At 59.0% G+C, this 26,203-nt stretch carries 30 protein-coding genes and 4 tRNA genes; 13 read left to right on the top strand and 21 right to left on the bottom strand.

Annotation, left to right across the window (positions count from 1 at the left end):
- The 7 genes from ACIGDJ_RS05880 to ACIGDJ_RS05850 form a co-directional block, all read right to left on the bottom strand.
- Nucleotides 1-65, bottom strand: a 65-nt coding sequence (locus tag ACIGDJ_RS05880) for a hypothetical protein (protein WP_397504523.1), incomplete at its 3' end; no start/stop codon positions are given.
- 112 nt (nucleotides 66-177) lie between these two features.
- Nucleotides 178-813 carry an ATP-dependent Clp endopeptidase proteolytic subunit ClpP gene (clpP, locus tag ACIGDJ_RS05875; protein WP_397504520.1) on the bottom strand — a complete coding sequence of 212 codons (636 nt, stop codon included), beginning with the start codon at nucleotides 811-813 and terminating at the stop codon, nucleotides 178-180.
- Between the two features lie 92 nt (nucleotides 814-905).
- Nucleotides 906-2,216, bottom strand: a complete 1,311-nt coding sequence (gene tig / locus ACIGDJ_RS05870; RefSeq protein WP_016775337.1) for a trigger factor — start codon at nucleotides 2,214-2,216, stop codon at nucleotides 906-908.
- 400 nt (nucleotides 2,217-2,616) lie between these two features.
- Nucleotides 2,617-2,692, bottom strand: a tRNA-His gene (locus tag ACIGDJ_RS05865).
- Between the two features lie 77 nt (nucleotides 2,693-2,769).
- Nucleotides 2,770-2,854: transfer RNA gene (locus ACIGDJ_RS05860), tRNA-Leu, on the bottom strand.
- 57 nt (nucleotides 2,855-2,911) lie between these two features.
- Nucleotides 2,912-2,987 (bottom strand) — tRNA-His (locus tag ACIGDJ_RS05855).
- Nucleotides 2,988-3,019: 32 nt separating this feature from the next.
- Nucleotides 3,020-3,096 (bottom strand) — tRNA-Arg (locus ACIGDJ_RS05850).
- 275 nt (nucleotides 3,097-3,371) lie between these two features.
- Between ACIGDJ_RS05850 and folD the strand changes: the two genes are divergently transcribed.
- Together folD and pbpG are read left to right on the top strand one after the other, a co-directional pair.
- Complete coding sequence (gene folD, locus ACIGDJ_RS05845) at nucleotides 3,372-4,226, top strand: bifunctional methylenetetrahydrofolate dehydrogenase/methenyltetrahydrofolate cyclohydrolase FolD (RefSeq protein ID WP_397480028.1); 855 nt, start codon at nucleotides 3,372-3,374, stop codon at nucleotides 4,224-4,226.
- Between the two features lie 230 nt (nucleotides 4,227-4,456).
- A complete protein-coding gene (gene pbpG / locus ACIGDJ_RS05840) occupies nucleotides 4,457-5,395 on the top strand; it encodes a D-alanyl-D-alanine endopeptidase (protein ID WP_101159167.1) in 939 nt (312 codons plus the stop codon).
- Nucleotides 5,396-5,449: 54 nt separating this feature from the next.
- Here the strand turns inward: pbpG and ACIGDJ_RS05835 are convergent, their stop codons facing one another.
- From ACIGDJ_RS05835 to ACIGDJ_RS05825, 3 genes are all read right to left on the bottom strand, one after another.
- The gene (locus ACIGDJ_RS05835) at nucleotides 5,450-5,656 is read right to left on the bottom strand and encodes a hypothetical protein (protein WP_101159168.1); all 207 of its coding nucleotides are present in this window, start codon (nucleotides 5,654-5,656) and stop codon (nucleotides 5,450-5,452) included.
- Nucleotides 5,657-5,668: 12 nt separating this feature from the next.
- Nucleotides 5,669-5,875, bottom strand: coding sequence for a DUF6021 family protein (locus ACIGDJ_RS05830; protein ID WP_101159169.1), 207 nt, complete (start codon nucleotides 5,873-5,875; stop codon nucleotides 5,669-5,671).
- A 90-nt stretch (nucleotides 5,876-5,965) separates the two neighbouring features.
- On the bottom strand, nucleotides 5,966-6,637 hold the full coding sequence (locus tag ACIGDJ_RS05825) for a peptidase C39 family protein (RefSeq protein WP_397480027.1): 672 nt from the start codon (nucleotides 6,635-6,637) through the stop codon (nucleotides 5,966-5,968).
- Nucleotides 6,638-6,870: 233 nt separating this feature from the next.
- Between ACIGDJ_RS05825 and ACIGDJ_RS05820 the strand changes: the two genes are divergently transcribed.
- Nucleotides 6,871-7,038: a hypothetical protein gene (locus ACIGDJ_RS05820; RefSeq protein WP_178081195.1), complete on the top strand. Its 168-nt coding sequence runs from the start codon at nucleotides 6,871-6,873 to the stop codon at nucleotides 7,036-7,038.
- Nucleotides 7,039-7,155: 117 nt separating this feature from the next.
- Here ACIGDJ_RS05820 and ACIGDJ_RS05815 read toward each other — a convergent pair whose 3' ends face one another.
- Both ACIGDJ_RS05815 and ACIGDJ_RS05810 read right to left on the bottom strand, forming a co-directional pair.
- Nucleotides 7,156-7,905: a TerC family protein gene (locus tag ACIGDJ_RS05815; RefSeq protein WP_101159171.1), complete on the bottom strand. Its 750-nt coding sequence runs from the start codon at nucleotides 7,903-7,905 to the stop codon at nucleotides 7,156-7,158.
- Between the two features lie 29 nt (nucleotides 7,906-7,934).
- Nucleotides 7,935-8,177 (bottom strand): hypothetical protein, encoded by a 243-nt coding sequence (locus ACIGDJ_RS05810; protein WP_042609160.1) that lies wholly within the window; start codon nucleotides 8,175-8,177, stop codon nucleotides 7,935-7,937.
- A gap of 133 nt (nucleotides 8,178-8,310) precedes the next feature.
- Here ACIGDJ_RS05810 and nhaR point away from each other — a divergent pair, with 133 nt between their 5' ends.
- On the top strand, nucleotides 8,311-9,210 hold the full coding sequence (nhaR, locus tag ACIGDJ_RS05805; RefSeq protein ID WP_042609159.1) for a transcriptional activator NhaR: 900 nt from the start codon (nucleotides 8,311-8,313) through the stop codon (nucleotides 9,208-9,210).
- Here nhaR and ACIGDJ_RS05800 read toward each other — a convergent pair.
- Complete coding sequence (locus tag ACIGDJ_RS05800) at nucleotides 9,205-10,362, bottom strand: MFS transporter (protein WP_101159172.1); 1,158 nt, start codon at nucleotides 10,360-10,362, stop codon at nucleotides 9,205-9,207. The two genes, nhaR and ACIGDJ_RS05800, sit on opposite strands and share 6 nt — an antisense overlap.
- 306 nt (nucleotides 10,363-10,668) lie before the next feature.
- Here ACIGDJ_RS05800 and sstT point away from each other — a divergent pair, with 306 nt between their 5' ends.
- Nucleotides 10,669-11,898 carry a serine/threonine transporter SstT gene (gene sstT / locus ACIGDJ_RS05795; RefSeq protein ID WP_397480026.1) on the top strand — a complete coding sequence of 410 codons (1,230 nt, stop codon included), beginning with the start codon at nucleotides 10,669-10,671 and terminating at the stop codon, nucleotides 11,896-11,898.
- Nucleotides 11,899-12,097: 199 nt separating this feature from the next.
- Here the strand turns inward: sstT and ACIGDJ_RS05790 are convergent, their stop codons facing one another.
- On the bottom strand, nucleotides 12,098-12,607 hold the full coding sequence (locus ACIGDJ_RS05790) for a DUF1993 family protein (protein ID WP_101159174.1): 510 nt from the start codon (nucleotides 12,605-12,607) through the stop codon (nucleotides 12,098-12,100).
- Nucleotides 12,608-12,732: 125 nt separating this feature from the next.
- On the opposite strand from ACIGDJ_RS05790, the gene ACIGDJ_RS05785 reads away from it, so the two are divergent.
- The gene (locus ACIGDJ_RS05785; RefSeq protein WP_101159175.1) at nucleotides 12,733-13,377 is read left to right on the top strand and encodes a YceH family protein; all 645 of its coding nucleotides are present in this window, start codon (nucleotides 12,733-12,735) and stop codon (nucleotides 13,375-13,377) included.
- Nucleotides 13,378-13,513: 136 nt separating this feature from the next.
- On the opposite strand, the gene ACIGDJ_RS05780 is transcribed toward ACIGDJ_RS05785, so the two are convergent.
- Nucleotides 13,514-14,032, bottom strand: coding sequence for a cupin domain-containing protein (locus ACIGDJ_RS05780; RefSeq protein ID WP_397480025.1), 519 nt, complete (start codon nucleotides 14,030-14,032; stop codon nucleotides 13,514-13,516).
- 133 nt (nucleotides 14,033-14,165) lie between these two features.
- Entirely contained in the window at nucleotides 14,166-14,984 is an 819-nt protein-coding gene (locus tag ACIGDJ_RS05775; protein WP_313002050.1) for a shikimate 5-dehydrogenase, read from the bottom strand.
- A gap of 243 nt (nucleotides 14,985-15,227) precedes the next feature.
- On the opposite strand from ACIGDJ_RS05775, the gene ACIGDJ_RS05770 reads away from it, so the two are divergent.
- From ACIGDJ_RS05770 to ACIGDJ_RS05760, 3 genes are all read left to right on the top strand, one after another.
- Nucleotides 15,228-15,608 (top strand): hypothetical protein, encoded by a 381-nt coding sequence (locus ACIGDJ_RS05770; protein WP_024013471.1) that lies wholly within the window; start codon nucleotides 15,228-15,230, stop codon nucleotides 15,606-15,608.
- Nucleotides 15,609-15,838: 230 nt separating this feature from the next.
- Complete coding sequence (locus ACIGDJ_RS05765; protein WP_101159178.1) at nucleotides 15,839-16,033, top strand: hypothetical protein; 195 nt, start codon at nucleotides 15,839-15,841, stop codon at nucleotides 16,031-16,033.
- 103 nt (nucleotides 16,034-16,136) lie between these two features.
- Complete coding sequence (locus ACIGDJ_RS05760; protein ID WP_101159179.1) at nucleotides 16,137-16,319, top strand: hypothetical protein; 183 nt, start codon at nucleotides 16,137-16,139, stop codon at nucleotides 16,317-16,319.
- Here the strand turns inward: ACIGDJ_RS05760 and ACIGDJ_RS05755 are convergent.
- Nucleotides 16,316-17,377, bottom strand: a complete 1,062-nt coding sequence (locus tag ACIGDJ_RS05755) for an AI-2E family transporter (RefSeq protein WP_313002036.1) — start codon at nucleotides 17,375-17,377, stop codon at nucleotides 16,316-16,318. The two genes, ACIGDJ_RS05760 and ACIGDJ_RS05755, sit on opposite strands and share 4 nt — an antisense overlap.
- Nucleotides 17,378-17,533: 156 nt before the next feature.
- On the opposite strand from ACIGDJ_RS05755, the gene yegQ reads away from it, so the two are divergent.
- Nucleotides 17,534-18,868, top strand: a complete 1,335-nt coding sequence (gene yegQ, locus ACIGDJ_RS05750) for a tRNA 5-hydroxyuridine modification protein YegQ (RefSeq protein ID WP_397480024.1) — start codon at nucleotides 17,534-17,536, stop codon at nucleotides 18,866-18,868.
- Between the two features lie 76 nt (nucleotides 18,869-18,944).
- Here yegQ and ACIGDJ_RS05745 read toward each other — a convergent pair whose 3' ends face one another.
- Nucleotides 18,945-19,826 (bottom strand): LysR substrate-binding domain-containing protein, encoded by an 882-nt coding sequence (locus tag ACIGDJ_RS05745; RefSeq protein ID WP_313002027.1) that lies wholly within the window; start codon nucleotides 19,824-19,826, stop codon nucleotides 18,945-18,947.
- Nucleotides 19,827-19,927: 101 nt separating this feature from the next.
- Between ACIGDJ_RS05745 and ACIGDJ_RS05740 the strand changes: the two genes are divergently transcribed.
- The gene (locus ACIGDJ_RS05740; RefSeq protein WP_397480023.1) at nucleotides 19,928-20,830 is read left to right on the top strand and encodes a DMT family transporter; all 903 of its coding nucleotides are present in this window, start codon (nucleotides 19,928-19,930) and stop codon (nucleotides 20,828-20,830) included.
- Nucleotides 20,831-20,949: 119 nt separating this feature from the next.
- Here ACIGDJ_RS05740 and ACIGDJ_RS05735 read toward each other — a convergent pair whose 3' ends face one another.
- Nucleotides 20,950-21,183, bottom strand: a complete 234-nt coding sequence (locus ACIGDJ_RS05735) for a hypothetical protein (protein ID WP_101159184.1) — start codon at nucleotides 21,181-21,183, stop codon at nucleotides 20,950-20,952.
- 91 nt (nucleotides 21,184-21,274) lie between these two features.
- Nucleotides 21,275-21,988 carry a FadR/GntR family transcriptional regulator gene (locus tag ACIGDJ_RS05730; protein ID WP_397480022.1) on the bottom strand — a complete coding sequence of 238 codons (714 nt, stop codon included), beginning with the start codon at nucleotides 21,986-21,988 and terminating at the stop codon, nucleotides 21,275-21,277.
- 356 nt (nucleotides 21,989-22,344) lie between these two features.
- On the opposite strand from ACIGDJ_RS05730, the gene ACIGDJ_RS05725 reads away from it, so the two are divergent.
- Nucleotides 22,345-23,691: an MFS transporter gene (locus ACIGDJ_RS05725; protein ID WP_313002012.1), complete on the top strand. Its 1,347-nt coding sequence runs from the start codon at nucleotides 22,345-22,347 to the stop codon at nucleotides 23,689-23,691.
- A 25-nt stretch (nucleotides 23,692-23,716) separates the two neighbouring features.
- Entirely contained in the window at nucleotides 23,717-25,060 is a 1,344-nt protein-coding gene (gene gudD / locus ACIGDJ_RS05720) for a glucarate dehydratase (RefSeq protein ID WP_101159187.1), read from the top strand.
- 104 nt (nucleotides 25,061-25,164) lie between these two features.
- Here gudD and ACIGDJ_RS05715 read toward each other — a convergent pair whose 3' ends face one another.
- The gene (locus tag ACIGDJ_RS05715; RefSeq protein WP_101159188.1) at nucleotides 25,165-26,052 is read right to left on the bottom strand and encodes a LysR family transcriptional regulator; all 888 of its coding nucleotides are present in this window, start codon (nucleotides 26,050-26,052) and stop codon (nucleotides 25,165-25,167) included.
- Between the last annotated feature and the right edge of the window lie 151 nt (nucleotides 26,053-26,203).

Genomic DNA, 26,203 nt, shown 5'->3' with positions numbered 1-26,203 from the left:
CTTTTGCCACAGAAGGAGCAATAGAGCAGCTTGCCGTTGTCCTCGCCGTTGCGGGTGTCAGTCATTCGTTCGATCCAAATCCGATAGGCTTGCAACACAAGATGAAGGCTATTGCGGGCTTTTTCAAGCCCGCCGCTGATTGGACATGCCGATCAGGCCTGTTTTGCGATGCTTATATTAAGCTGGACGCTGGTTGATCACTTCGTCGATCAGGCCGTATTCCTTCGCAGCTTCGGCACTCATGAAATTGTCGCGATTGGTGTCGCGCTCGATTTCTTCGAGAGTACGGCCGCTGTGCTTGGCCATCAGCATGTTCAGTCGCTCGCGGATGAAGAGGATTTCCTTGGCGTGGATTTCGATATCCGACGCCTGGCCCTGGAAACCACCCAGTGGCTGGTGAATCATCACGCGCGAGTTTGGCAGGCAGAAACGCTTGCCCGGCGCACCTGCGGTGAGCAGGAATGCGCCCATGCTGCAGGCCTGACCGATGCAAGTGGTCGATACGTTCGGCTTGATGAACTGCATGGTGTCGTAGATCGACATGCCTGCAGTCACCGAACCGCCCGGCGAGTTGATGTACAGATGGATGTCCTTGTCCGGGTTTTCCGCTTCAAGGAACAGCAGTTGCGCACAGATCAGGTTGGCCATGTAGGCGTCTACCGGGCGCACCAGAAAGATCACTCGCTCCTTGAGCAGGCGCGAGTAGATGTCGTAGGCGCGTTCGCCACGAGCGGACTGCTCGACAACCATCGGGACCAGGCCGCCGGCGGCCTGGATATCAGAGTTCTGCTGAATATAAGAATTACGGAACATGCTCTGCAGTCGCTCCCAAATAGTTATGTCTTGAATACGCATAAGCCAGCTCGAGAGCTGGCTTATGGTGTGCACTTCTAACGCAAAATCAATCAGTCGGCTGCTGGAGCTTCTACCGGCTTGACTGCTTCTTCGTAGGAGACCGATTTGTCGGTCACACTAGCTTTCTGCAGAACAGTATCCACAACTTGTTCTTCCAGCACAACCGAACGCACTTCGTTCAGTTGCTGCTCGTTTTTGTAGTACCACGAGACGACCTGCTCTGGCTCCTGGTAAGCGGAAGCCATTTCCTGAATCATTTCGCGAACGCGAGCTTCATCAGGCTTGAGATCGAACTGCTTGACCACTTCAGCAACGATCAGGCCCAGCACAACGCGGCGTTTGGCTTGCTCTTCGAACAGCTCGGCCGGCAGTTGGTCTGGTTTGATGTTGCCGCCGAACTGCTGAACAGCCTGCACGCGCAGACGGTCAACTTCATTGGACAGCAGAGCCTTTGGCACTTCGATCGGGTTGGTGGCCAGCAGACCGTCCATGACCTGATTCTTGACCTTGGATTTGATCGCCTGACGCAGTTCACGCTCCATGTTCTTGCGAACTTCGGTGCGGAAACCGTCGATGCCGCTTTCCTTGATGCCGAATTGAGCGAAGAACTCTTCGTTCAGCTCAGGCAGCTTAGGCTCGGACACCGTGTTGACGGTCACGGTGAACTCGGCAGTTTTGCCAGCCAGGTCCAGGTTCTGATAGTCCTCAGGGAAGGTCAGATTCAGAACGCGTTCTTCGCCAGCTTTAGCGCCAACCAGGCCTTCTTCGAAGCCAGGGATCATGCGGCCGGAACCCAGTACCAGCTGAGTGCCCTTGGCGGAGCCGCCAGCGAACACTTCGCCGTCAACCTTGCCAACGAAATCGATGTTCAGTTGATCTTCGTTCTGGGCGGCACGGTCGGCCACTTCGAAACGAGTATTCTGCTTGCGCAGAATGTCGAGCATTTTGTCCAGGTCAGCGTCAGCCACTTCAGCGCTCAGGCGCTCAACGGTGATACCTTCGAAGCCGGCAACGGTGAATTCCGGGAACACTTCGAATACAGCTACGTATTCCAGATCCTTGCCCGCTTCGAGCGACTTAGGCTCGATCGAAGGCGAACCGGCAGGGTTGAGCTTCTGCTCAACCACGGCTTCGTAGAACGAAGACTGGATGACGTCGCCTACCGCTTCCTGACGAGCATCAGCACCGAAACGGCGCTTGATTTCGCTCATTGGCACTTTGCCTGGACGGAAGCCAGCAATTTTGGCCTTTTGGGCAGTCTGCTGCAGACGCTTGTTGACCTGAGTCTCGATGCGCTCTGCCGGCACGGTGACGCTCATGCGGCGCTCGAGAGCAGTAGTATTTTCAACAGAAACTTGCATGGATATTCCTCGTTGCACAGACGTTAGCCGGCCGTTTCCGACCCCAGAATCAAGGGCATGCATTCTAGTGGGTCAAACTCAAGAAGTCACCCTACTGGAAACGGGTAAAAAAACAGCAGGCAATTTATAGGGAGCGCCGCACGAATGCCGTGCACTCCACAGGCGAATACAAGTGCTCAGGTCAGGGCTCTGCATCAATGCTTCTATATATAGAAGCAACTATCAGATACGCCCCGACAGCCGCTCCAGCAAAACCGGAGCGACGAGCAGTTCAGCGTCATCCGATCCTTTAAAAGCGATGAAGTGCCCTGCCCCGCGACTCGGAATCGACTCTGGCCGGATTTCGAACCGCTAAAACAAAAAAGGCGCCAGACTGTTAAATCTGGCGCCTTTCGAAATATGGGGTGGACGATGGGGATCGAACCCACGACAACGGGAGTCACAATCCCGTGCTCTACCAACTGAGCTACGCCCACCATATTGCGTAACAAAAAAGCCAAATAACTTCTTTGTCGAAACCTCATCAGGCCCGAGGCACAGATGAAGCTTTATTTGGTGCGGATGAAGAGACTCGAACTCTTACGCCTCGCGGCGCTGGAACCTAAATCCAGTGTGTCTACCAATTCCACCACATCCGCGGATGAAGCTTTTAAAGCAAAGGCGCCAGACCGTTAAATCTGGCGCCTTTCGAAATATGGGGTGGACGATGGGGATCGAACCCACGACAACGGGAGTCACAATCCCGTGCTCTACCAACTGAGCTACGCCCACCATATCGCGTTACTTGTGCCAAAGCTGCCTAATGGCGCACCCGGCAGGACTCGAACCTGCGACCATCCGCTTAGAAGGCGGATGCTCTATCCAGCTGAGCTACGGGCGCCTTATTAATCTGTACTCTTAAAGGACTACAAACTAAGTGCTTTCCAGCGTCACAGAACCTTGATTCCGCTTCGCCTTCTTAACCAGTGCTAGGCTGTGCCCGACAAGTGCGACGAATAGTATAGAGCGCTCCAAAGGTCGTCAAATCCTTTTTGAAAAAAATTCATTTAATTAAAGGAGTTAGAGGAATTTGCTGACCAAGCGCCTTTGCCCTCACCGCTCGACATGCGAGAATGCGTTCTCATTTTTTCCCCTCTCGATGGTTAATCACGCGCAATGACTGCACAACTAATCGACGGCAAATCGATCGCCGCCAGCCTGCGCCAGCAGATCGCCCAACGAGTTGCCGAGCGTCGCCAGCAAGGCCTGCGCACCCCCGGCCTCGCGGTGATCCTGGTCGGCAGCGATCCTGCCTCTCAGGTTTATGTCTCGCACAAGCGTAAAGACTGTGAAGAGGTTGGCTTCCTCTCTCAAGCCTACGATCTGCCCTGCGACACGACTCAGGACGCCCTGACCGATCTGATCGATCGCCTTAATGACGACCCGGCCATCGATGGCGTTCTCCTGCAGTTGCCTCTGCCCGAACACCTCGACGCGTCCAAGCTGCTTGAGCGCATTCGCCCGGACAAAGACGTCGACGGTTTCCATCCGTACAACGTCGGCCGCCTGGCCCAGCGTATCCCGCTACTGCGCCCCTGTACCCCGAAAGGCATCATGAACCTGCTGGAAAGCACCGGGGCTGATCTCTACGGTATGGACGCTGTCGTTGTCGGCGCTTCAAACATCGTCGGTCGCCCCATGGCCATGGAATTGCTGCTGGCCGGCTGTACCGTCACCGTGACCCACCGCTTCACCAAGGATCTGGCCGGCCACGTCGGCCGCGCCGACCTGGTGGTCGTCGCCGCTGGCAAACCTGGCCTGGTCAAGGGCGAATGGATCAAGGAAGGCGCGATCGTGATCGACGTCGGCATCAACCGTCAGGACGACGGCAAACTGGTCGGTGACGTTGTATACGAAACTGCCCTGCCCCGCGCTGGCTGGATCACTCCAGTGCCTGGCGGCGTGGGTCCGATGACCCGCGCCTGCTTGCTGGAAAACACCCTGTATGCGGCAGAAACCCTGCACGTCTGACCGGTCTTTTCCGCTGCACAAGAACCCCGCCTCGTGCGGGGTTTTTCATGCCTGAGAAAAAACTCGAACCGTTCGCCGGAAACCGCTCTTTTTACAGGCATTTTCACGAGATTTTCAGGTCTTTAAAACAACCATCGACAGTTCTTCAGCCATACTCCTAAAATGCGCCGGCTTTAAGAAATAACCCGTTACAAACTAACGGTATATCCAACCTTTCAGAGTTCGCCCGCGTGAAAATTCGTCTCTCGATTCTGAGCCTGTTTTTTGCTGTTACAGGCACATTCATCACGCCAACGATCAACGCTGCGGAAACCACCGCTGCCCCACGCGACGCTTCGACATTGAAGATCGCTTCCGGCAGCGCCCTGCTCATGGATATGCAGACCAACAAAGTCATTTATTCCAGCAACCCTGACGTGATCGTACCGATCGCCTCTGTCAGCAAGCTGATGACTGGCCTGGTGGTGGTGGAAGCTCGACAGAACATGGACGAATGGATCGATGTCGATATCAGGAACACCCCGGAAATGAAGGGTGTGTTCTCCCGGGTCAAACTCAAGAGCGAACTGCCGCGCCGCGATATGCTGCTGATCGCCTTGATGTCTTCGGAAAATCGCGCTGCCGCGAGCCTCGCCCACCATTATCCGGGTGGCTATGCCGCGTTTATCGCGGCGATGAACGCCAAGGCCAAGGCTCTGGGAATGACCAGCACTCACTTCGTCGAGCCGACCGGCCTGTCGGAGCGCAACGTTTCCACCGCTCGCGACCTGAGCAAATTGCTGGTGGCGGCGCACAAGCAGCCGCTACTTGTGCAACTGACCACCACCAAGGAAAAAACCGTGGCGTTCCGCAAGCCCAACTACACCTTGGGCTTTCGCAACACCGACCACTTGGTCAACAAGGCCGATTGGGACATCAAGATCACCAAGACCGGCTTCACCAATCCGGCCGGCCATTGCCTGGTTCTGGTGACGAAAATGGGCAACCGTCCGGTCGCCCTGGTGATTCTCGATGCGTTTGGCAAGTACACGCATTTTGCCGATGCCAGCCGTATCCGCAGCTGGGTCGAGACCGGGCGCAGCGCCGCTGTTCCTGCGGTGGCACAGCAATATAAAGCCGACAAGAACCTCAAAAGCCGTCAGAGCGGCGTAGTCGAAGCGGCGAAGTAGATCCAGCGGCAATGAAAAAGCCCCGAACGTTCGGGGCTTTTTTTCGTCTGCGCATCAGTCGTTGGGCAGCGGCATCTTGTCGTCATCGGGAATACCATCGCCCGAGCTCGGCTCTGGCGAAACGTCCGGCGTCAGCACGTTGGGTCGCGCCAGCGGGTCGCGCATCGGACTGTCCGGATCCAGCACAGGGTCGACCTCCGGCTCCGGCGTGGTCGGCACGCTGTCGGGTTTTTGGTCATCGAAGCTTGAATCGGTACTCATACGCACCTCACATCAAGGTTTCAGATCGGCCATCGGATCGTAGGGCTTGGCCGGTTTCTTCGGATCTTCACCGGGCTCGACATCCAGCGGAGCCTTTGCCGGGCCGACGGGATCGACTTGCGGATCGTCAAGATCCGGCGAATCCGGATCGAATCCCAGATCATCACCCGAAGAGTGTTCGGATGAATGCGGGCCTTTCGGGGTTGAGGAATCTGCCATGTTGCCTCCTTGATACGCCCGCAACGCACGGGCACTGATCTTCAGAGGCTCGCCGGGCGCAGTCGTGCCCGGCAGATGACGAACGGAGCTCTACTGCGCCGCAAGCGCCTTTCGCGCCTGCGCCGCAGCGTTTTCTTCACCGGCCTGCGCCAGTTCATCGGCGGCTTTCAACCAACGGGCACGGTCGACGGATGCGGGAATCTGCGACGGTTTCTGAAGCAGAATCGCCCAGCCACCGGACTTCTCGAGCGCCGACTCAAAGCTGCCGAAATCCATCAATTGCCGACGATTCATGCCGGCACGCAGCAGGACCTTCTGTTTATTGCGGTCGTAGCCGGACAGGATTGCGTACCGCGGCTCGGCCCAGAATGCCGAACCTTCGCTGAAGCGCACCATGACCGGATAACCCGCAGCGACTTGGGTCAACAAGGCGGGCAGGCTGGCGTCCAACGGATAGACGACCAGGCCGTATTCGCGAGCGAGGTTCTGCATATTCTGCTGCAGTTTGTCCTCGGCACCCGGTAAGTGCAGCGGTTTTTGCAGCAGGCCCGGGGTAATGACGATGCCTTGTTGCGACAGCAAACTGGCCAGCACCTGTGGCCCACTCTGGTTGGCTTCGCCACGATAGAAAGTGCCGCTGAGTTCGACCCGTTCCGGCAAGCGTTTGACTTCCGGCGCCACATTGCCCGCACATCCGCCCAGCGCCGCCACGCAAACGGCGACCAACAGTGCACCGCGCACTCGAGAAAATACCTGCACCATCGTCACTCTCCTCCAGACGCCGGTCATCGTGTTCCGGCAACGCTCGCGATCATAGAGCCGCACCCGCCCCAGGTATAGCCTTAAACGGCAGACGCTGCGATTGCATAGAGCGAACTGATTGGTTGCTAACGACCTTTGGTCAATAGCTTGAAACACCCCATTGACTAGACTGTCACTGAAATAGAGCGAATTGCGAAAAGCGGCGCCCGATGCAGGGCGAAGAGGAGGCACCAATGAGCCTGACCATGACCATTGTGATGTTGATAGCCGGCTGGCTGGCCGTGGCGACGGCCATGTTGTGGGGCGTGCTGCGGATTTCACGGCGGCACCATCATCCGGTACAGACGCCGCCAGTCGATAAGACAGACGAGAACTCAGTGCGGCACGTTGCTGCGCACTGAATATCAGCCAGATTTACCCTCACACCAGCGCCGGGCAGCGCTCTCGGCAATCGAAAAAACGTAAATAAAAAAACCGCCTGAGCTTAAAAGCCCAGGCGGCTTTGGTGTGGTCAGCGATTAAGCCTGCTGAGCAGCCTTTTTCTGCTTCGCCCGCCGCGACATCATGTTCAACACCTCGATGCCGGCCGAGAAGGCCATGGCCGCGTACACATAACCTTTCGGTACATGGGCGCCGAAGCCTTCGGCGATCAGCGTCATACCGATCATGATCAGGAAGCCCAGCGCCAGCATGACCACGGTCGGGTTGTCGTTGATGAACTTGGCCAGCGGATCAGCCGCGAGCAGCATCACCAGCACCGACGCCACCACGGCGATAATCATGATCGGCAAGTGTTCGGTCATGCCGACGGCGGTGATGATGCTGTCGATGGAAAACACCATGTCGAGCATCAGAATCTGACCGATAGCTGCGGCAAACCCGAGGGTCACGGTCGAGGCCGCAGTCTTCGGATCTTCCGGCGCCGGATCCATGCTGTGATGGATCTCGGTCGTGGCTTTCCAGACCAGGAACAGACCACCAGCGATGAGGATCATGTCCTTCCAGGAGAACGCCTGGCCAAGGATTTCGATCACAGGTTCGGTCAACTGCACGATGAAGGCGATGGTGCTCAACAGCGCCAGACGCAGGATCAGGGCCATGCCGATACCGATACGGCGCGCCTTCTGCCGATGCTGTTCAGGCAGTTTGTTGGTCAGGATCGAGATAAAGATCAGGTTATCGATGCCGAGCACGATTTCCATCACCACCAATGTGGCCAAAGCAACCCAGGCGGTGGGGCTGGCGGCGAGTTCTAACAGATATTCCATGGGTCAGTCCTGACTCTGTGTAAGACGGTTCAGATGGTCTTGGAGGAAGATTCGGATTCTTCAGCCTGTTTTTCCGGTGTTTCTTTTTTCTGGATCAAGCCACCGGTGGCATCGCTGAGCGCTTGCTCGGCGGCCTTATGGGTGTCGTCGATCGCTTGTTTGGCGGTTTCAGCCGCCGCACCCATCAATTGTTGAGCGCTTTTTTCGGCCTGATCGCAACCGGCCAGAACCAGTAAAGACGCAAACATCAATGCAGGGAATGTGTATTTCATAAGGTTTCCTTCGAATGAACAGACAGGCGCAGACACCGGCCGTCGATGGCTGGGCATTCTAGGCAGATGAACACTTCAGGAAAATTCGTATTTTTAGCGGCTATACTTCGGTTTTCACGAAGTGGCCATCACTATGCTCAATTACCGGCAACTGCATTACTTCTGGGTTGTAGCCAAAACCGGCAGCATCGTCCGCGCATGCGAGCAGCTGAACCTGACGCCGCAGACCATCAGCGGGCAAATTTCGCTGCTCGAACAAACCTATAACGTGGAATTGTTCCGCCGGGTTGGCCGGCAGCTGGAGCTCACCGAAGCCGGGCGTCAGGCCCTGCCCTACGCCGAGCAGATGTTTCAACTGGGCGGCGAGCTGGAGCTGATGCTGCGAGCGCAGCCCAACGAACAGCAGATCCTGTTCCGGGTCGGCGTTGCCGATGTGGTGCCGAAATCCATCGTCTATCGACTGATCGCGCCGACCATGGAGCTGAGCGAACCGCTGCGTATTACCTGCCGCGAGGACAAACTCGAACGCCTGCTCGCCGACCTGGCGATCCAGCGTCTGGATCTGGTGATTTCCGACAGTCCTATGCCTTCGCATCTGGACATCAAAGGCTACAGCCAGAAGCTCGGCGAATGCGGGATCAGTTTTTTCGCCACCGCTGAACTGGCCGCGCAGTATGGGCAGGATTTCCCGCGCAGCCTGCACGGCGCACCGCTGCTGATTCCCGGCGCGGAAACCGTGGTGCGCAGCCGATTGCAGCGCTGGTTCGCTGAACAGCAGATCCAGCCACAGATCGTCGGCGAGTTCGATGACAGTGCTTTGATGCAGGCCTTCGGCCAATCCGGCAGCGGGATCTTTATCGGCCCGAGCGTGATTGCCGAGGAAGTAAAGCGCCAGTACGGCGTCGAATTGATTGGCCAGACCGATGCGGTGAGCGAGTCGTTCTATGCCATCTCGGTGGAACGCAAGGTCAAGCACCCGGGCATCGTTGCGATTACCGAAGGTGCCCGACGCGAGCTGTTTACCGGGTTATGAAGCGCAGGCCTCACGCGGATTCAGCGTCATCAGCACCATGGCGAGGAACACCGAGAGCAGAATGAAGCCGGCAGCGGCGAAGCCCAGGAAGCCCAGACCGGCACTGTCGATTACCCGGCCGCCGACAATCGCGCCCAGACCAATGCCGAGATTGGCCCCGGCGATGTTCAGCGACGCGGCAAACGCAGGCGCTTGCGGCGCGGCTTTCATCAGGCGCACATGGCTGACCAGGAACAACGCAGCCTGGGTCACGCCCCAGATGCCCATCGCCACCGCAAGACCCACTGGCGAATGTATGTTCGGCACCAGCGAAACCATGCCGGCGATCATGAACGCGCAGAACAGCACCGACGCTCCCAGCGGATGCCGATCCACCGCACGCCCACCGAGCGAGTTGCCAATCAAGCCGACTGCACCAAACGCCATCAGGCACCAGCCGACCACGGTGCCATTGAAACCGGCGAGGCGTTCGAGGATGTCGGCCAGGTAGGTGTAAGCGGTAAACATGCCGCTGAACACCAGAATCGACAGGACGATATGTCCGATCATCAAGGGGCTACGCAGGATTTTGAACTGCGAACGGAAGCTGACCTGATGCTGGTGCAGACTGGTTTTCGGCAGGTAGACAAACAGCAGCAGGGCTTTGGCGAATGCGATCAACGCTAGAATGCCGAATGCGCTGCGCCAGCCGAACGCGTCGGAAATCAGCGTGCCGACCGGAATGCCGAACACCGTCGCGCAGACGATACCGAAGCCGATTTTGGCAATCGCACGACCGGCGAAATCCGGGCCGACGATATCCACCGCCGTTTCACTGGCCAATGCCCAGAACACTGGCAAGCCCAGCGCCGGAATCAAACGCGCAATGGCCATCACCCAGATGTTCGGTGCCAATGCTGCAACGGTATTGGCCAGACCGAACATGATCAGAATGCTGATGAACAGCTTGCGCCGTTCGAAACGGGCGAAATACGCGGTCAGGAACGGGCCGAACAGTGCCACGGTGAAGGCGAACAAGGTCACCAGCAGCCCGGCCTGCGGGATAGTGACTTCGAGGTCTCGGGCGATCGCCGGCAGCAGGCCGACAATGACGAATTCCGTGGTCAGCACCGTGAACCCGGCAGCGGACAACAGAAGAATAGGCAACAGCATGCGCAACTCCAGCAAAACGACGACACCAGCGATGACCCGGAGGTCCGCTGGCAAATTTGAAAATGAGGATGGCGAATCTTAACAGACTGTGTCCGCACTGAGTTGCCCAAAACTGCCGATCTGCCGTGCCGATCCGGTGGCAGATCGTCACAGGCCTGAAGGTTCACGCCTACGCTGTGATAAAGTCCGCGCCCTGAAAATCGTACAGCTGCTCAACGCTGCGTTTAGCCGCGCTGATATCACCTCGACAGGCGTTTCGTGACTGCCCACGACGCTTCGCACCCTATAAAAAACAGAGATGCCGCTATGACCGCTTCATCCCCTTCGTTACTGCAACGCCTGAAACGCCTGAGTCTGGTCAGCCAGATCGTCATTGGTCTGATCGCCGGTATTGCCCTGGCCCTGATTGCACCGGAGCTGGCGAAGTCCACCGCGTTCATCGGCAAAGTGTTTGTCTCGGCGTTGAAAGCCGTGGCGCCGATTCTGGTGTTCGTGCTGGTGATGGCCTCGATCGCCAACCACAAGCACGGTCAGGAAACCCATATCCGGCCGATCCTGTTCCTTTACTTGCTGGGTACATTCAGCGCTGCGGTGGCGGCCGTAGTCGCCAGCATGGCGTTCCCGTCGAATCTGGTGTTGGCCACCGAAAACGTTGCCGTGACCGCACCCGGCGGTATCGGCGAAGTCCTGCAAAGCCTGCTGCTGAGCGTCGTGGATAACCCGGTCAGCGCGCTGATGAATGCCAATTTCATCGGCATTCTGGCTTGGGCGATCGGCATGGGCATCGCCATTCGCCACGCCGGCGACACGACCCGCGAAGTGCTGGGCGACCTGTCCAACGGTGTGACCGTGATCGTACGCGTGGTGATTCGCTTCGCCCCGCTGGGCATCTTCGGGCTGGTGGCTTCGACACTCGCCACCTCCGGTTTCGGCGCGCTGCTCGGTTATGCGCACTTGCTCGCCGTACTGTTGGGCTGCATGCTCTTCGTCGCGTTGGTGATGAACCCGCTGATCGTATTCTGGAAGCTGCGCCGCAACCCGTACCCACTGACGCTGATGTGCCTGCGTGAAAGCGGCATTACTGCATTCTTCACCCGCAGCTCGGCGGCAAACATTCCGGTCAATCTGGAATTGAGCAAACGCCTGGGCCTGCACGAAGACACCTACTCGGTGTCGATCCCGCTGGGCGCCACCATCAACATGGCCGGCGCGGCGATCACCATTACCGTGCTGGCCCTGGCGGCCGTACACACCCTGGGCATCGCCGTGGACATTCCGACCGCGATCCTGCTCAGCGTCGTCGCAGCCGTCTGCGCCTGTGGCGCTTCGGGTGTAGCCGGTGGCTCGCTGCTGCTGATTCCGCTGGCGTGCAGCCTGTTCGGCATCCCGAGCGAGATTGCCATGCAGGTCGTGGCGGTGGGCTTCATTATTGGCGTGCTGCAGGATTCGGCGGAGACCGCGTTGAACTCGTCGACTGACGTGCTGTTTACAGCGGCGGCTTGCCTGGGCGAAGAAGAGAAAGCTCAGCGCGCATGATCGTGCTGTAGGAAAAACGGGGAGCGTGGGAGTTTTGCAGATCGTTCCCACACTCTGCGTGGGAATGAATCAACGGACGCTCCGCGTTCGGCTCTGGATGTGACGCAGAGCGTCCCGGGCTGCATTCCTTTGCTGCGCGTGGGAACGATCAAAGCCCGCCAAGGCGCGAACCTTGGCGGGCTTTTTCGTATCCGGGTGTTTAGAACGCGCCCATGTAATCGCGCTTACCTACTTCAACGCCGTTATGACGCAGCAGCGCGTAGGTGGTGGTGACGTGGAAGAAGAACTGCGGCAAGCCGTAAGTCAGCAGATACGCCTGCCCAGTGAAGCGCTTCTCTTTCGGCGTACCCGGGCGCGTAACGATTTCGATGCCTTCCTTGCCGTCGATCTGCTCTGGCTTGATCTCGCCTATGAAGGCCAGAACCTTGGCAATCAGCGCTTGCAGCTCGGCGAAGGTGGTTTCGGTGTCGTCGTACTTCGGCAGCTCGACTTCGGCCAGACGCGCCGAAACACCTTTGGCGAAATCCACGGCAATCTGCACCTGACGCACCAGCGGGAACATGTCCGGGTACAGACGCGCTTGCAGGAAGGCGCTTTGGTCGATGTTTTTCGCGCTGGCGTGGGCTTCAGCCTTTTTCAACACATCGCTCAGGGCATTGAGCATTTGTTGAAAAACCGGAACGGATGCGGCGTAGAGTGAAATGGTCATGGCAGTCTCATGTGATGGCTGGGTAATACGTGGTGGCGATTATAGCCATGCTTGATGACCGCACGACTTGCCTTTTGTTTGGCAAGGATTAGGCTAGGCGGCTTCGACTGCAGAGGGAACGCGCGATGAGTAACGAACAAGAATCCACCTCCGAACAGCTACGGCTCACTGCCACGGAAATCCGCATTCTGGGTGCGCTGATCGAAAAACAGGCCACCAGCCCGGAAACCTATCCGCTGACCCTCAACGCGCTGGTGCTGGCCTGCAATCAGAAGACCAGCCGCGAACCGGTGATGAACCTCAATCAGGGCCAGGTCGGCCAGAGCCTGCGGGCGCTGGAAGGTCGCGGTTTTACCCGGCTGGTCATGGGCAGCCGCGCCGACCGCTGGGAGCACAAGGTCGACAAGGCGCTGGAGCTGGTGCCGGCGCAGGTGATTCTGACTGGCCTGATGTTTCTGCGCGGCCCGCAGACCGTCAACGAACTGCTGACCCGCAGCGCACGCATGCACGAGTTCGAGGACGCCGAGCAAGTGGTGCATCAGCTTGAACGCCTGATCGCCCGCGGACTGGCGGTACTGATTCCGCGTCAGTCCGGGCAGCGCGAGGATCGCTACACCCACGCGCTGGGCGATCCGGCGGACATCGAGGCGATATTGGCGGCGCGGCAGAATCCCGCAGAGCGTTCGAGCGGCGGCGTCTCGCTGGAGCGTATCGAAGAACTCGAGGCCCGCATCGCGGCACTGGAAGAACGCCTGGCCCGCCTCGAATAACCAACACAGTTCAACTGTGGGAGCGGGCTTGCTCGCGAATGCGGTGTGTCATTCAAAGGTGATTTGACTGATCCACCGCATTCGCGAGCAAGCCCGCTGCCACAGGGGATTATTCATCCAATTCAGGATCTGTGTGCTATTCGCCGTCCCAGTAATCCACGCCATCGGCCTGTCGCGCGACGGCGACAAATCCCGTGGGATTGCCCTCTGCATCAACCGCGAAGTTATCCATCACCGCATATTTGTTCGAATCCGGATACTCGCAAATCTCAGGTTGCTGCTGGGTGCTGATCGCCAGATAACGCAATTCGCCGGCGCTGGTATTGATGATCTGATGGGCCTTCTCCGGCCCGCCCGGTGGGCAGGCGACCACATCACCGGCGCGGATCGGAAAACGCTCGCCTCCCAACCGCACTTCGCCCTCCCCGGCCACCACGTAGAACATTTCCTCATTGACCCGATGACTGTGGAATGGACTGCCGCGCATGCCGGGTGGCAGCACATACAGACGATAACCGAGTTTTTGTGCACCCAGTTGCTGACCGATCCGCGCGATACGCTGCTGATAGCGCCCGGCGGTTTCGCCTTCAGGAGCCAGGGCTTCGGGCAAAGCTTGAAGTTCGACCTCGTTGAGATTAATGATCGGCGGATGCATGGGCGGCCTCGGTTATGGTTTTTGTGGTGGGCAGGTGTGTGTTTGCCGGCCTTGAATAATAGACAACCAGATAAACCGAGTTGACCTCATCGCAGGCAAGCCAGCGATGAGCGCCTCGCAGCCACCGCAAGACTCAGCTGCGCGCAAAATCCACCGCCGCCGCAAACTGCGCCTCATTCGGCCGCACGCCGGTATACAGAACAAACTGCTCCAGTGCCTGGATCGCAATCACCTCAAGCCCAGTGATCACGCGCTTGCCCTCGGCCCGCGCGCGCACGATCAGCGGCGTCTGCGAAGGGATCGCCACCACATCGAACACGGTGTCCGCCGCTTTGATCACTTCAGGCTCAAACGCGAGTTGCCCCGCCTCCGGCCCGCCGTCCATGCCCACGGGGGTGACATTGATCAGCATCTGCGGGCGCTCGGCGCCAAGTTCGGCCTGCCAGCGATAGCCCAGCGAATCCGCCAAAGCACGCCCGGCGCGTTCGTTGCGAGCGACAATCAAGCCGTTCTGGTAACCGCCATCGCGCAAGGCACTGGCCACCGCTTTGGCCATGCCCCCACTGCCACGCAGGGCGAACGTGGAATCCTTGGGCACCGCGTGCCCTGCCAGCAACTGCGCGACGGCGATGTAATCGGTGTTGTAAGCCTTGAGGTGGCCATTGGTGTTGACGATGGTATTGATTGACTGGATCGCCGCCGCCGAGGCATCGAGCTCATCGACCAATGCAATGCAGGCCTCTTTGAACGGCATCGACACGCCGCAGCCACGAATGCCCAGGGCACGGATGCCACCGACCGCGCCGGTCAGGTCCCGGCTGCTGAAGGCCTTGTAATAGAAATTCAGGCCCAGCTGTTCATACAAATGGTTGTGAAAACGCAGACCGAAATTCCCTGGCCGCCCGGACAGGGACATGCACAGTTGGGTGTCTTTGTTCGGGTTCATCTGCATGCAACTTCTCCTTCAAACGCACTTTCGGATGGGCAGCATTGGCCGGCCCACCGGGTTCTGAATCATCATTTCGGCTTGTTTGCGGCGCCGCGCAGCCGGGTAAAGAAGCCGCTACAGACCTTACACAAAATTTACCCAGCGGCTGTGCTGAATTTCGCGAATTTGCTGTCTTAGCTGTATCCCCGCGACAACTGTGGGCCTGATTCAGGCCGCGGCGCCGGGTCGATGAACCGAGGACTTATCATGATTCGTAAACTTCCCATCATGGCTTTGTTGATTGGCGCGCTCGCAGTCACCGGACAGGCTGAAGCGGGTGGTGGCCATGGCTGGCAGGGCCCTGCAGTGTTTGGCGCGATTGTCGGTTCGGCCATCATCGGCTCGGCACTGATCAACCAGGATCGGCCGGTGTACGTGCAGCAACAGCCGGTCTATGTTCAGCCGCAACCGGTCTACGTGCAGCAACCGCCGCCACCGGTCTACTACCAACCGGCGCCGGTGTATGTGCAACAACCGGTATACGTGCAGCCGGCGCCGGTCTACTACGGCCCGCCTCGTGGTTATTACGGTCGGCCCCACGGCTACTACGGCGGCCCGCATGGCTATTACGGCGGTCCACGCTGGTAAGCGCAACACAGAGCCCTGCTTTCGAGCGGGGCTTTTTAATGACCGCTGGTCGGCCAACGTCTGAAAAAATCTCGCCAAGGTCGCTGTGAGGACAGTTTGAGCAGCTAAAGTCGGCATGATTAACTCGACCGTTGGCACTTTTTTCATCAAACGGTCACTGTTTTGTCATGACGGAACCGCAATCTGAATCCGTCCGTAAACAACAGACCGATAACAACAAGGACGACTGTATGCCCACCCAAAATCCGCACCGCATCGTCGGTTTGTGCACCTCGAGCAAGGTGTACGGCGCGCTCACCGAGCTCAAGCATCTGGAAGGCCATCGCTGCGCCAAGCTGCTGTCCCTGCTCGCCGAAAACCTCGTGCACAAGGGCCTGCTCAATGAACGCGAAGTCATGCACATGCTCGATCAAGTGGTCGAATGAAGCCAGACCTCACTGGCGTCAATGACCACTATCGAAAGCGTTGATTGTCCGTCGTGCCGGCAAATCCTTAAGGTAGCCCCATCAGTTTGATGGAGGTTTTCCCATGGCTCAGGTTCAAATCATGTCGGTGATCGGCAGCGCAGTTCCCGCTTCGCTGCGTGCATCCGGTTTGCTCGCCTGTTGGTATCTGGTGCGCGATGGCGAGCCGATCAGCGGTCCGCTCACCTCCTTGCCAGCGGCTCAGGCCTTGTCGCAACAAGTCGCCAGCAGCGCGTTTCATGCCTAAGGCAGTTGCACCTTGGGCTTGGTCTCGACAAACAGTGCCCAGCTCGACAGAAACAACGCGGCGATCAGCGGACCGATCACAAAGCCATTGAGGCCAAATACCGCAAGGCCGCCGAGTGTGGAAACCAGAATCAGGTAGTCGGGCATTTTCGTGTCTTTGCCCACCAGAATCGGGCGCAGCACGTTGTCGACCAGGCCGATCACGAATACGCCGAACAAGCCCAGCACCACGCCCTGCCAGATCATGCCGCTGAGCAGGAAGTAGATCGCCACCGGCGCCCAGACAATCCCCGCCCCCACCGCTGGCAACAGCGACAGAAATGCCATCAGCACCGCCCAGAGCAACGCGCTGGGAATGTCGAGAAACCAGAAAATCGCCCCGCCCAGCGCGCCTTGCGTCACGGCCACCACCACGTTGCCCTTGACCGTCGCGCGCACCACGCGGTTGAACTTCAATTGCAGGCGGCGCTTGTGGGTTTCCTCCAGAGGTACGGCAGTGCGCATCTTGCGCGCCAGCTCGGGACCATCGCGCAGAAAGAAAAACAGCAGATACAGCATGATGAAAAAGCTCACCACGAACTCAAACGTACCCTGGCCAAAACTGAACGCCTGCGTCGCCAGCACCTGACTGCCCTGCATGGCCGTTTTGACGATTTTCTCCCGCAGACTGTCAAGTTCGCCCATGCCAAAGCGGTCGAGCAAATGCTGAAAATATGGCGGCAAGCTGTGCTTGAACTGCGCCAGATACGCGGCGATGTCCAGCTCACCGCTTTCGATGTTCTTGTAAACCGTCGCCCCTTCCTGCACCAGCAGAATGCTGACGATGATCACCGGCAGAATCGCCATCACCAGGCACAGGCTCAAGGTGCACAGCGAGGTGACGTTGCGTGGCCAGCCGAATTTCAACTGCAACTTGCGCTGCACCGGCGCAAACAGAATGCCAAGGATGACGGCCCAGAACACCGCGCCGTAGAACGGCAACAGAATCCAGATAAAGGCCACCGTGACCAGTACCAGCAGCACTGTCAGGGATTTGAATTGCAGACTCTTTTCGTTCATATCCGGTCCATGTCAGTCAGGCGTCACGCACGCCTGCCCCACTTAGTCAGCCGCCGCGCGCGCGAGTGCCATGTTTATTCATGGAGCATAGATCCAGATCAATAAACGCTCGCGACAGCTGACCTACCCTGCGCGGCTTTTGCGACCGACGCCCAGATGCCAACTCTCATCGCCCCCGAGCTCCTCGCCCCCGCCGGCACCCTGAAAAACATGCGCTACGCCTTTGCCTACGGTGCCGACGCGGTCTACGCCGGTCAGCCGCGCTACAGCCTGCGGGTGCGCAACAACGAATTCGATCACGCCAACCTGGCGCTGGGCATTCGTGAGGCGCAGGCGCAGGGCAAGCGTTTCTATGTGGTGGTCAACATTGCTCCGCACAACGCCAAGTTGAAGACGTTCCTCAAGGATCTGGCGCCGGTGATCGAGATGGCGCCCGATGCGCTGATCATGTCCGACCCTGGCCTGATCATGCTGGTACGCCGGCATTTTGCGCAGATGCCGATTCACCTCTCGGTGCAGGCCAACACGGTGAATTGGGCGAGTGTCGAGTTCTGGCAGCAACAGGGGCTGAGCCGGATCATTCTGTCGCGCGAATTGTCCCTGGAAGAAATTGGTGAAATCCGCGAGCAGGTACCGGCCATGGAGCTCGAAGTGTTCGTGCACGGCGCGTTGTGCATGGCTTATTCCGGGCGCTGCCTGCTTTCCGGCTACATGAACAAGCGCGATGCCAACCAAGGCACTTGCACCAACGCCTGCCGTTGGAAGTACTCGGCGCACGAAGCTACGGAAAATCAGCTCGGCGAGATCGTCCAGACCTTTGAACCCGAGCCGACCCTAGGCCTCGGCGCGCCGACTGATCGGGCATTTCTGCTTCAGGAAGCCAACCGCCCGGATGAATTGATGCCGGCCTTCGAAGACGAACACGGCACCTACATCATGAACGCCAAGGACCTGCGCGCCGTGCAGCATGTCGAGCGGTTGACGCGCATGGGCGTGCATTCGCTAAAGATTGAGGGCCGCACCAAATCGCATTTTTACTGCGCACGCACCACCCAGGTGTATCGCCGAGCGATCGATGATGCCGTGGCCGGGCGCGAGTTCGATCGCAGCCTGATGCTTGATCTGGAATCACTGGCCCAGCGTGGCTACACCGAGGGTTTTCTGCGCCGGCATGTGCATGACGAATACCAGAACTATCAGCACGGCAGTTCGGTGTCGGAGCGCCAGCAGTTTGTTGGAGAACTGACCGGCGAGCGAAGGGATCGCTTGGCGCAGGTGAAAGTGAAGAACCGGTTTGCCTTGGGCGACCACCTGGAGTTGATGACGCCCAAAGGCAATTTTCATTTTGATCTGCATGAGTTGCAGAGTGCCTGCGGGGACGCGATCGAGGTGGCGCCGGGGGATGGGCATACGGTTTACGTGCCGATACCGGACGCGGTGGATTTGCGTTTTGGGTTGTTGATGCGGGATTTGGCCCCGATTGAACGCTGAAAACACGCCTCTGCAGGAGCTGCCGAAGGCTGCGATCTTCTGATTTTGATCGTTCCCAGGCGGAGCGTGGGAACGGTCACTGTCGCAAACTTGCCTCGGCAAACTCCTCGCGCAACATCGCCACAAACGCCTCCCGCGCCGGGTGCACTCCGGCATTCTCATGCCAGTAGAACAAATTCTCGATCGCCGTCAGTTCGGCAAACTCATACCCCACGCAGCCCGCGCCTTTGGCGTACTGCTCGAACACGCCCTTGGGTACCAACGCCACCCCAGCGCCAGCACTGACGCAGCCGACAATAGCCCCGTAACTGGCCAGGCTGACGATCGGCAGCGCCTGCCCCTGGCGCAACAGCCAATGCTCGAGTGCCGCGCGGTAAGGGCACCCCTGCGGCCACATGAACACGGTTTTGTCTTGTAAATCCGATATGTCGCGCACCGCACCGAATGACGTCGAAGCGATCAGCAGCAATTGCTCGCGGTACATCGGCGTACGATTGAGCTGCGCACGTTCGACATCCACCGCCACGATCGCGCCATCCAGACGATGGTTGACGGTGTCGTCGAGCAGCTGGCCCCAGGTGCCAGTGGTGAGCTCCAGCGCCACTTGCGGATAACGCTTGTGGAATTTCGCCAGCAAACGCGGCAATCGCCCGGTGGCTGAAGATTCGATGGCGCCGATGCGCAGCGGTCCGGATGGCTCGGCAGCAGGGTCGAGCGCACGTTTAGCTTCAACGGTCAGCGCCAGAATTTTTTCCGCGTAAACCAGAAAGGTCTGCCCCGCCGGGCTGATGCGCAGCCCGCGCCCCTCGCGCAAGAACAGCGCTACGCCCAATTCGGCCTCCAGCGCTTTGATCCGCGCAGTGATGTTCGACGGCACGCAGAACAGCTTTTCGGAGGCCCGGGCAATGCTGCCGACCTCGGCCACAGTCTTGAACATGCGGATTTGCGCCAGCTCCATAATCATCACTCCGAGTGAACATTCGCCGCAGTATAAGTCAGTTGTGGCGAATGGTCGGGCGCCCGAATACTCGGCGCATCCACTGCCCTGGTGCCTCGATCATGACTTCCATTTCTACCTGCAAAATCATCCTGGCCATGGCGTTTGTCATCGGCTGCTGGTCCTATTCGCCCACCGGTATTCACATCGGCTTGCAAGGGTATGAGCCCGGACATCTGGCCTTACTGCGTTTTCTGCTGGCATCGCTGCTGATGGCGCTGATCGCAATCTTCAAAGGCATTCGCCTGCCGCAATGGCGCGATGTGCCGTTGCTGTTTGCCTTGGGGTTCTTTGCCGTCAGCCTGCATCACGTCGCCTTGAATATCGGCCAGCAAGGCATCAGCGCCGGCGCTTCCAGCGTGCTGGCGCAATCGAGCCCGTTGTTCAGCACGCTGCTGGCGCAGTGCGTGTTCAAGGATCGCGTCAGCGCCTGGCGCTGGGGTTGCGTATTGCTTGGGTTTGTCGGCGTAGTGATCGTGGTCAGCGGCGATAAAGGCTTGGGCGCTATCGGTGCACATGGGTGGCTGATCTTGCTGGCGGCGTTTTCCTGGAGCATCTATTTCGCCCTGCAAAAACATCACGCGCGGCGCTACGACGGCTTCAGCCTGGGGTGCTATGCGGTGTGGTCGGGAACGTTGCTGTTGCTGATCTATCTGCCGGGGCTGGCTGAAGCCGTGATGAATGCGCCGACGCCTGTGCAGTGGGCGGTGTTGATGTTGGGGGTGTTTCCCAGCGCATTGGCTTATCTGGCCTGGGGTTTCGTGCTCAAGCATGTGGATTTGAGCCGGGCGACGATGACCTTGTATCTCATACCGCCGGCGGCCATGGGAATAGCGTCGTGGGGTTTGGGGGAACGGCCGACGTTAATGGTGCTGTTGGGCGCGGTGGTGGTGTTGACCAGCGTGTTGGCGTTGAATCTGGAGCGTGGGATTGGGGTAGTTCGGGCAGTTGAGACCAAGGCGTAAATCTGTTGTGAAGCAGATGCCGTCTTCGCGAGCAGGCTCGCTCCCATAGCGGATGTCTGTAGGACACAGATCCGCTGCGGTGGCTTGCCAGCCATGAGGCCGGCAAGCCAGGCAACAATTCAGCGCAAATCATCCGACAACGGCGTCGGCTCATCCGCCGGCGGGACATCTTCTTCGTCATCCGGCGGATCCTTCCAGTCATCCGGCCGGTCGCCATCGCTCAATGGGTCGCGCCCCGGGTGCATGCCCGGCGGTGCGTCATGATCACTCAGCGTCGGCTCGTCGGTGCCGGATACGGGGTGGGTCTGCTCGGTGGGCACCATGCCACCGGGAACAAGCGCGTCATCAGCCATGCTGCACCTCTCAATACTGGCCCGGATTATCCGGGGCGTATGGTTTGGAAGCGCGGCCATCGACGGCGTGCGATAGATCAGACCAGCGGCATCAACTCCGGGCGATAAAGCGATCACGACTATTGGTCAGGTGCAGCCACATCGCGGCGCGGGCAGCGTCGGCGTCCTGACGTTTGATCGCATTCAGAATCGCCTCGTGTTCCAGATTGGCCAGATGCCCGAGTTTGCTCAGATCCGCCGCGCCGCGCTCGGCGGCATTGAGCCGATTACGCGGGATCATCGCGCTGCCCAGGTGCTGCATGATCTCGCTGAAGCAAGCGTTGCCGGTGGCCTCGGCGATCAGCAGATGAAAGCGCCGATCAGCTTCCACGCAACTGTCGTTGTTGGTCAGCAACCGCTGATAGTCATCCAGCGCCTGACGCATCTGCTGCAATTGCTGCTCACTGCGCCGCTGCGCCGCCAGCGCCGCCGCTTGCGTCTCCAGGCCCATGCGCAACTCGAGAATGCTGCGCACGCCAAGTGCAGTGTCGACATTCAGGCGCAGGCCCTGCTCCGCTGCGCGCTCGATGACGAAAGTGCCGATGCCATGGCGCGTCTCCACCAGCCCCGAGGCCTGCAACTTGGAAATCGCCTCGCGCACCACCGTGCGGCTCACACCATGCTCCTGAACGATGGCGTTCTCCGACGGCAGTTTGTCACCGGGCAACAGTTGTCCCAGCAGGATGCTCTGGGTGAGCTTTTCCACCAGGTCATGAGCGAGGTTGTGCGTGCGTTTGCGCGCGGGCGCGTCGAGGTCTTCTTGCATGATCGGTTCCGGTGATCGGGGCTGGCCGATCGTAGCACTGCGTCGTGACGGTTGAGATGGATTTTAGCGGTTGATGGCTCAGCAACTTGTATGACAACACTCAATTATCTTCGGTATTTTGAGGCAAGGCTGCCAATGTCCATCATTGGCCACATTCAAAGAAGCGCTCCGCCCACCTAGCTAAACAGCTAATAAATACGGGCCGCTATCCAGTTATCGCATAAGAAACCGCACGAACAGAGGAATTTAATCGCCCCTCCCCACTTGTAGGACAAAAATACTCAGTTGTATGATGTCTAGCAACAACGCACCACCCGGCCCTACCCGCATAAAAATAATCAGTGGGAGAAACACAAGTGAAAACCTCCATCTCCGGGATGCAGGAAAGCGTCGATCCGACGCTCGCCTCGGCCATCTCCAAAGTCAAACGCCACGTCCTGCCGCTCTTCGTGATCATGTTCATCGTCAATTACATTGACCGGGTGAACATCGGCTTCGTCCGCACTCACATGGAAACCGATCTGGGTATTGGTGCTGCCGCCTACGGCTTCGGCGCCGGGCTGTTCTTCATCGGTTACGCCCTGTTCGAAGTGCCGTCCAACATGCTTCTGCAGAAAGTCGGCGCACGCATCTGGCTGACTCGCATCATGTTCACCTGGGGCGTGGTCGCGGCCTGCATGGCGTTCATTCAGAACGAAACCCACTTTTATATCTTGCGGTTCCTGCTCGGTGTCGCCGAGGCCGGGTTCTTTCCCGGGGTGATTTATTACTTCACCCGCTGGCTGCCCGGCGTCGAACGCGGCAAGGCGATCGCAATCTTCCTCAGCGGCTCGGCCGTGGCCTCGCTGATCTCCGGCCCGCTGTCCGGCCTGCTCCTGCAGATCAACGGCCTGGGCATGCACGGCTGGCAGTGGATGTACTTCATCGAAGGGATGTTCTCGGTGTGCCTGTGCGTCTTTGTCTGGTTCTGGCTGGATGCCAAACCCCACGACGCGAAATGGCTGACCCGCGCCGAACAGGATGCGCTGGTCAGCGCCATCGACGACGAGCAAAAGGCCCGCGAAGCCGCAACGCCGATCCGGCCGTCGCTGGGCAAACTGCTCAAGGACCGGCAGATCATTCTGTTCTGCCTGATCTACTTCTTCATTCAGCTGACCATCTACGCCGCGACTTTCTGGCTGCCGAGCATCATCAAGAAGATGGGCGAACTCAGCGACGTGCAGGTCGGCCTGTTCAACTCGATTCCGTGGTTGCTGTCGATCGTCGGCATGTACGCTTTCGCGTCGCTGTCGGCGAAGTGGAAACACCAGCAAGCGTGGGTCGCCACGGCGCTGTTGATTGCCGCAGCGGGGATGTTCATGTCCACCACTGGCGGGCCGATCTTTGCCTTCGTCGCGATCTGCTTTGCGGCACTGGGTTTCAAATCAGCCTCATCGCTGTTCTGGCCGATCCCCCAGGCCTATCTGGATGCGCGCATCGCAGCGGCAGTCATCGCGCTGATCAACTCGGTAGGCAACCTCGGCGGCTTCGTTGCGCCGACCACGTTCGGCCTGCTGGAGCAACACACCGGCTCGATTCAGGGCGGTCTTTATGGTCTGGCCGCAACCTCGATCATCGCCGCAATCATCGTCTTCGCCGCGCGCACCACGCCCAAACCCGCTGCTGAAAAGGCTGTGGCCGACGCCGCGCCGAAACACGCCTGACTTCGTCTCGACAAGGAAAACAACAATGACTGTTCACGACACCGCCAAAGCTCCGATCATCACCGACATGCAGGTCATACCGGTGGCCGGTCACGACGGCATGCTGCTCAACCTCAGCGGCGCCCACGGGCCGTTTTTCACCCGCAACATCGTCATCCTCAAGGACAACGCCGGCCACACCGGCGTCGGCGAAGTGCCCGGTGGCGAGCGCATTCGCCAGACCCTGGAAGATGCACGCAATCTGGTGGTCGGCAGCCCGATCGGCACCTACCAGAAAATCCTCAATCAGGTGCGCCAGACCTTCGCCGACCGCGATGCCGGCGGCCGTGGTCTGCAGACGTTCGACCTGCGCATCACCATCCACGCGGTCACCGGTTTGGAAGCCGCCCTCCTCGACCTGCTCGGCCAGCACCTCGACGTGCCGGTGGCGGCGCTGCTCGGCGAAGGCCAGCAGCGCGATGAAGTGAAAATGCTCGGCTATCTGTTCTACGTCGGCGATCAACATGAGACCGACTTGGCCTACCGCAGCGAACCGGAGGCCGACAACGACTGGTTCCGTGTGCGTCACGAGAAAGCCATGACTGCCGAAGCGGTGGTGCGTCTGGCCGAGGCGGCGCACGCCAGGTACGGCTTCAAGGATTTCAAACTCAAGGGCGGCGTGCTCAGTGGCGATGCCGAGATCGAAGCGGTGACGGCACTCGCCGAGCGCTTCCCCGACGCGCGGATCACCCTCGACCCGAACGGCGCCTGGTCGCTGAAAGAAGCGATTCGTTTGTGCCGTGATCAACATCACGTGCTCGCCTACGCCGAAGACCCGTGCGGTGCTGAGAACGGCTATTCCGGCCGTGAAGTGATGGCTGAATTCCGCCGCGCCACGGGCCTGAAAACCGCGACCAACATGATCGCCACCGACTGGCGCGAAATGGGCCACGCGATCCAGTTGCAGTCCGTGGATATTCCGCTGGCCGACCCGCACTTCTGGACCATGCAGGGTTCGGTACGCGTGGCGCAGATGTGCCACGAGTGGGGTCTGACCTGGGGCTCGCATTCCAACAACCACTTCGATATTTCCCTGGCCATGTTCACCCACGTCGCCGCTGCCGCACCGGGCGAGATCACGGCCATCGACACTCACTGGATCTGGCAGGACGGCCAGCGCCTGACCAAGGCACCGCTGCAAATTGTCGACGGCTGTGTGCAAGTGCCGCAGAAACCGGGACTTGGCGTGGAGCTGGACATGGATCAAGTGGCCAAGGCCCACGAACTGTACAAAGGCATGGGCCTCGGCGCGCGGGATGACAGCGTCGCGATGCAGTTTCTGATTGCGGGGTGGAAATTCGATAACAAGCGGCCGTGCCTGGTGCGGTGATCTAGCAGGCGCCGCTGATTTCAATTGTGGGAGTAGGAGCTGCCGAAGGCTGCGATCTTTTGATTCTGTTTTGAAGATCAAAAGATCGCAGCCTTCGGCAGCTCCTACAAATCGGTTTTCAGCCTTGAGATCTGCAGCAGCCAGGTTTTGAACGCCTTCATCGCTACCGTTTCCGCTCGCGACTGCAACCGCGTCAGCCAGTAACTGCCCGTGGTGATCTCGAGCGCAAACGGCTGGCAAATCGCATCTGCCGCCAGTTGCCGGGCGAACATCAGCGGTGGCGCCAACGCCACGCCGCCGCCCTGCAATGCCGCTTCCATCATCGCCAGCGACGAGTCGAAAACGATGCTCTGCGGTGGTGCGGCTTGCGTCGCCAGGCCTGCCGCCTGAAACCATTGCGGCCATTCATCGGTGCGATAGGAACGCAACAAAGTCTGTTGCAGCAGATCGCCCGGCGAATGCAATTGCCGAGCGATTTGCGGCACGCACAACACCGACAACGGCGCATCGAGCAGGCGCGTCGCTTCGATGCCATGCCACGCGCCAGCACCGAAACGAATCGCGTAATCCAGACCTTCCGCCGCTACGTCCACGCGGTTGTTATGTGTCGAGAGGCGTAAGTCGATCAGCGGATATTTCTCCCGGAAGTCCGCCAGCCTCGGCAACAGCCAGCCCACCGCAAACGTACCCACGGCGCCGACTGTCAGCATGTCGCGATACTGCCCACCGGCCAAACGCTCAAGCATCTGTGCGATGTTGTCGAATGAGGTGCTGAGAATCGGCAGCAAGGTTTCACCTTCACTGGTCAGCATCAGCCCGCGAGGCAGGCGTTTGAACAGGGTCAGGTTGAGTTGCGCTTCCAGGCTTTTGACTTGATGGCTGACCGCCGCTTGCGTCACGCACAGTTCGACGGCAGCGCGGGTGAAACTCAGATGACGTGCAGAAGCTTCAAACGCGCGCAGTGCGTTGAGGGGCAATTGAGGTCGAATCATGCGTTGTCCCGAATTTTTCTAATGGCTCGTGCGAGTTTTCATCGTTTGCCGTGGGTCGGCAAAGTGCCTAAATTGGCCGCGCTGATCAGCCGCCCGATGAAAAAATCACCCGCAGTGTAGCGGGATACAACCATCGACACTCATGGAGAGT

The organism is Pseudomonas sp. NPDC079367 (assembly GCF_044542195.1).
GTDB lineage: Bacteria > Pseudomonadota > Gammaproteobacteria > Pseudomonadales > Pseudomonadaceae > Aquipseudomonas.
The sequence above is the reverse complement of the archived record's forward strand: the minus strand, read 5'-3'. Positions and strand labels throughout refer to the sequence as shown.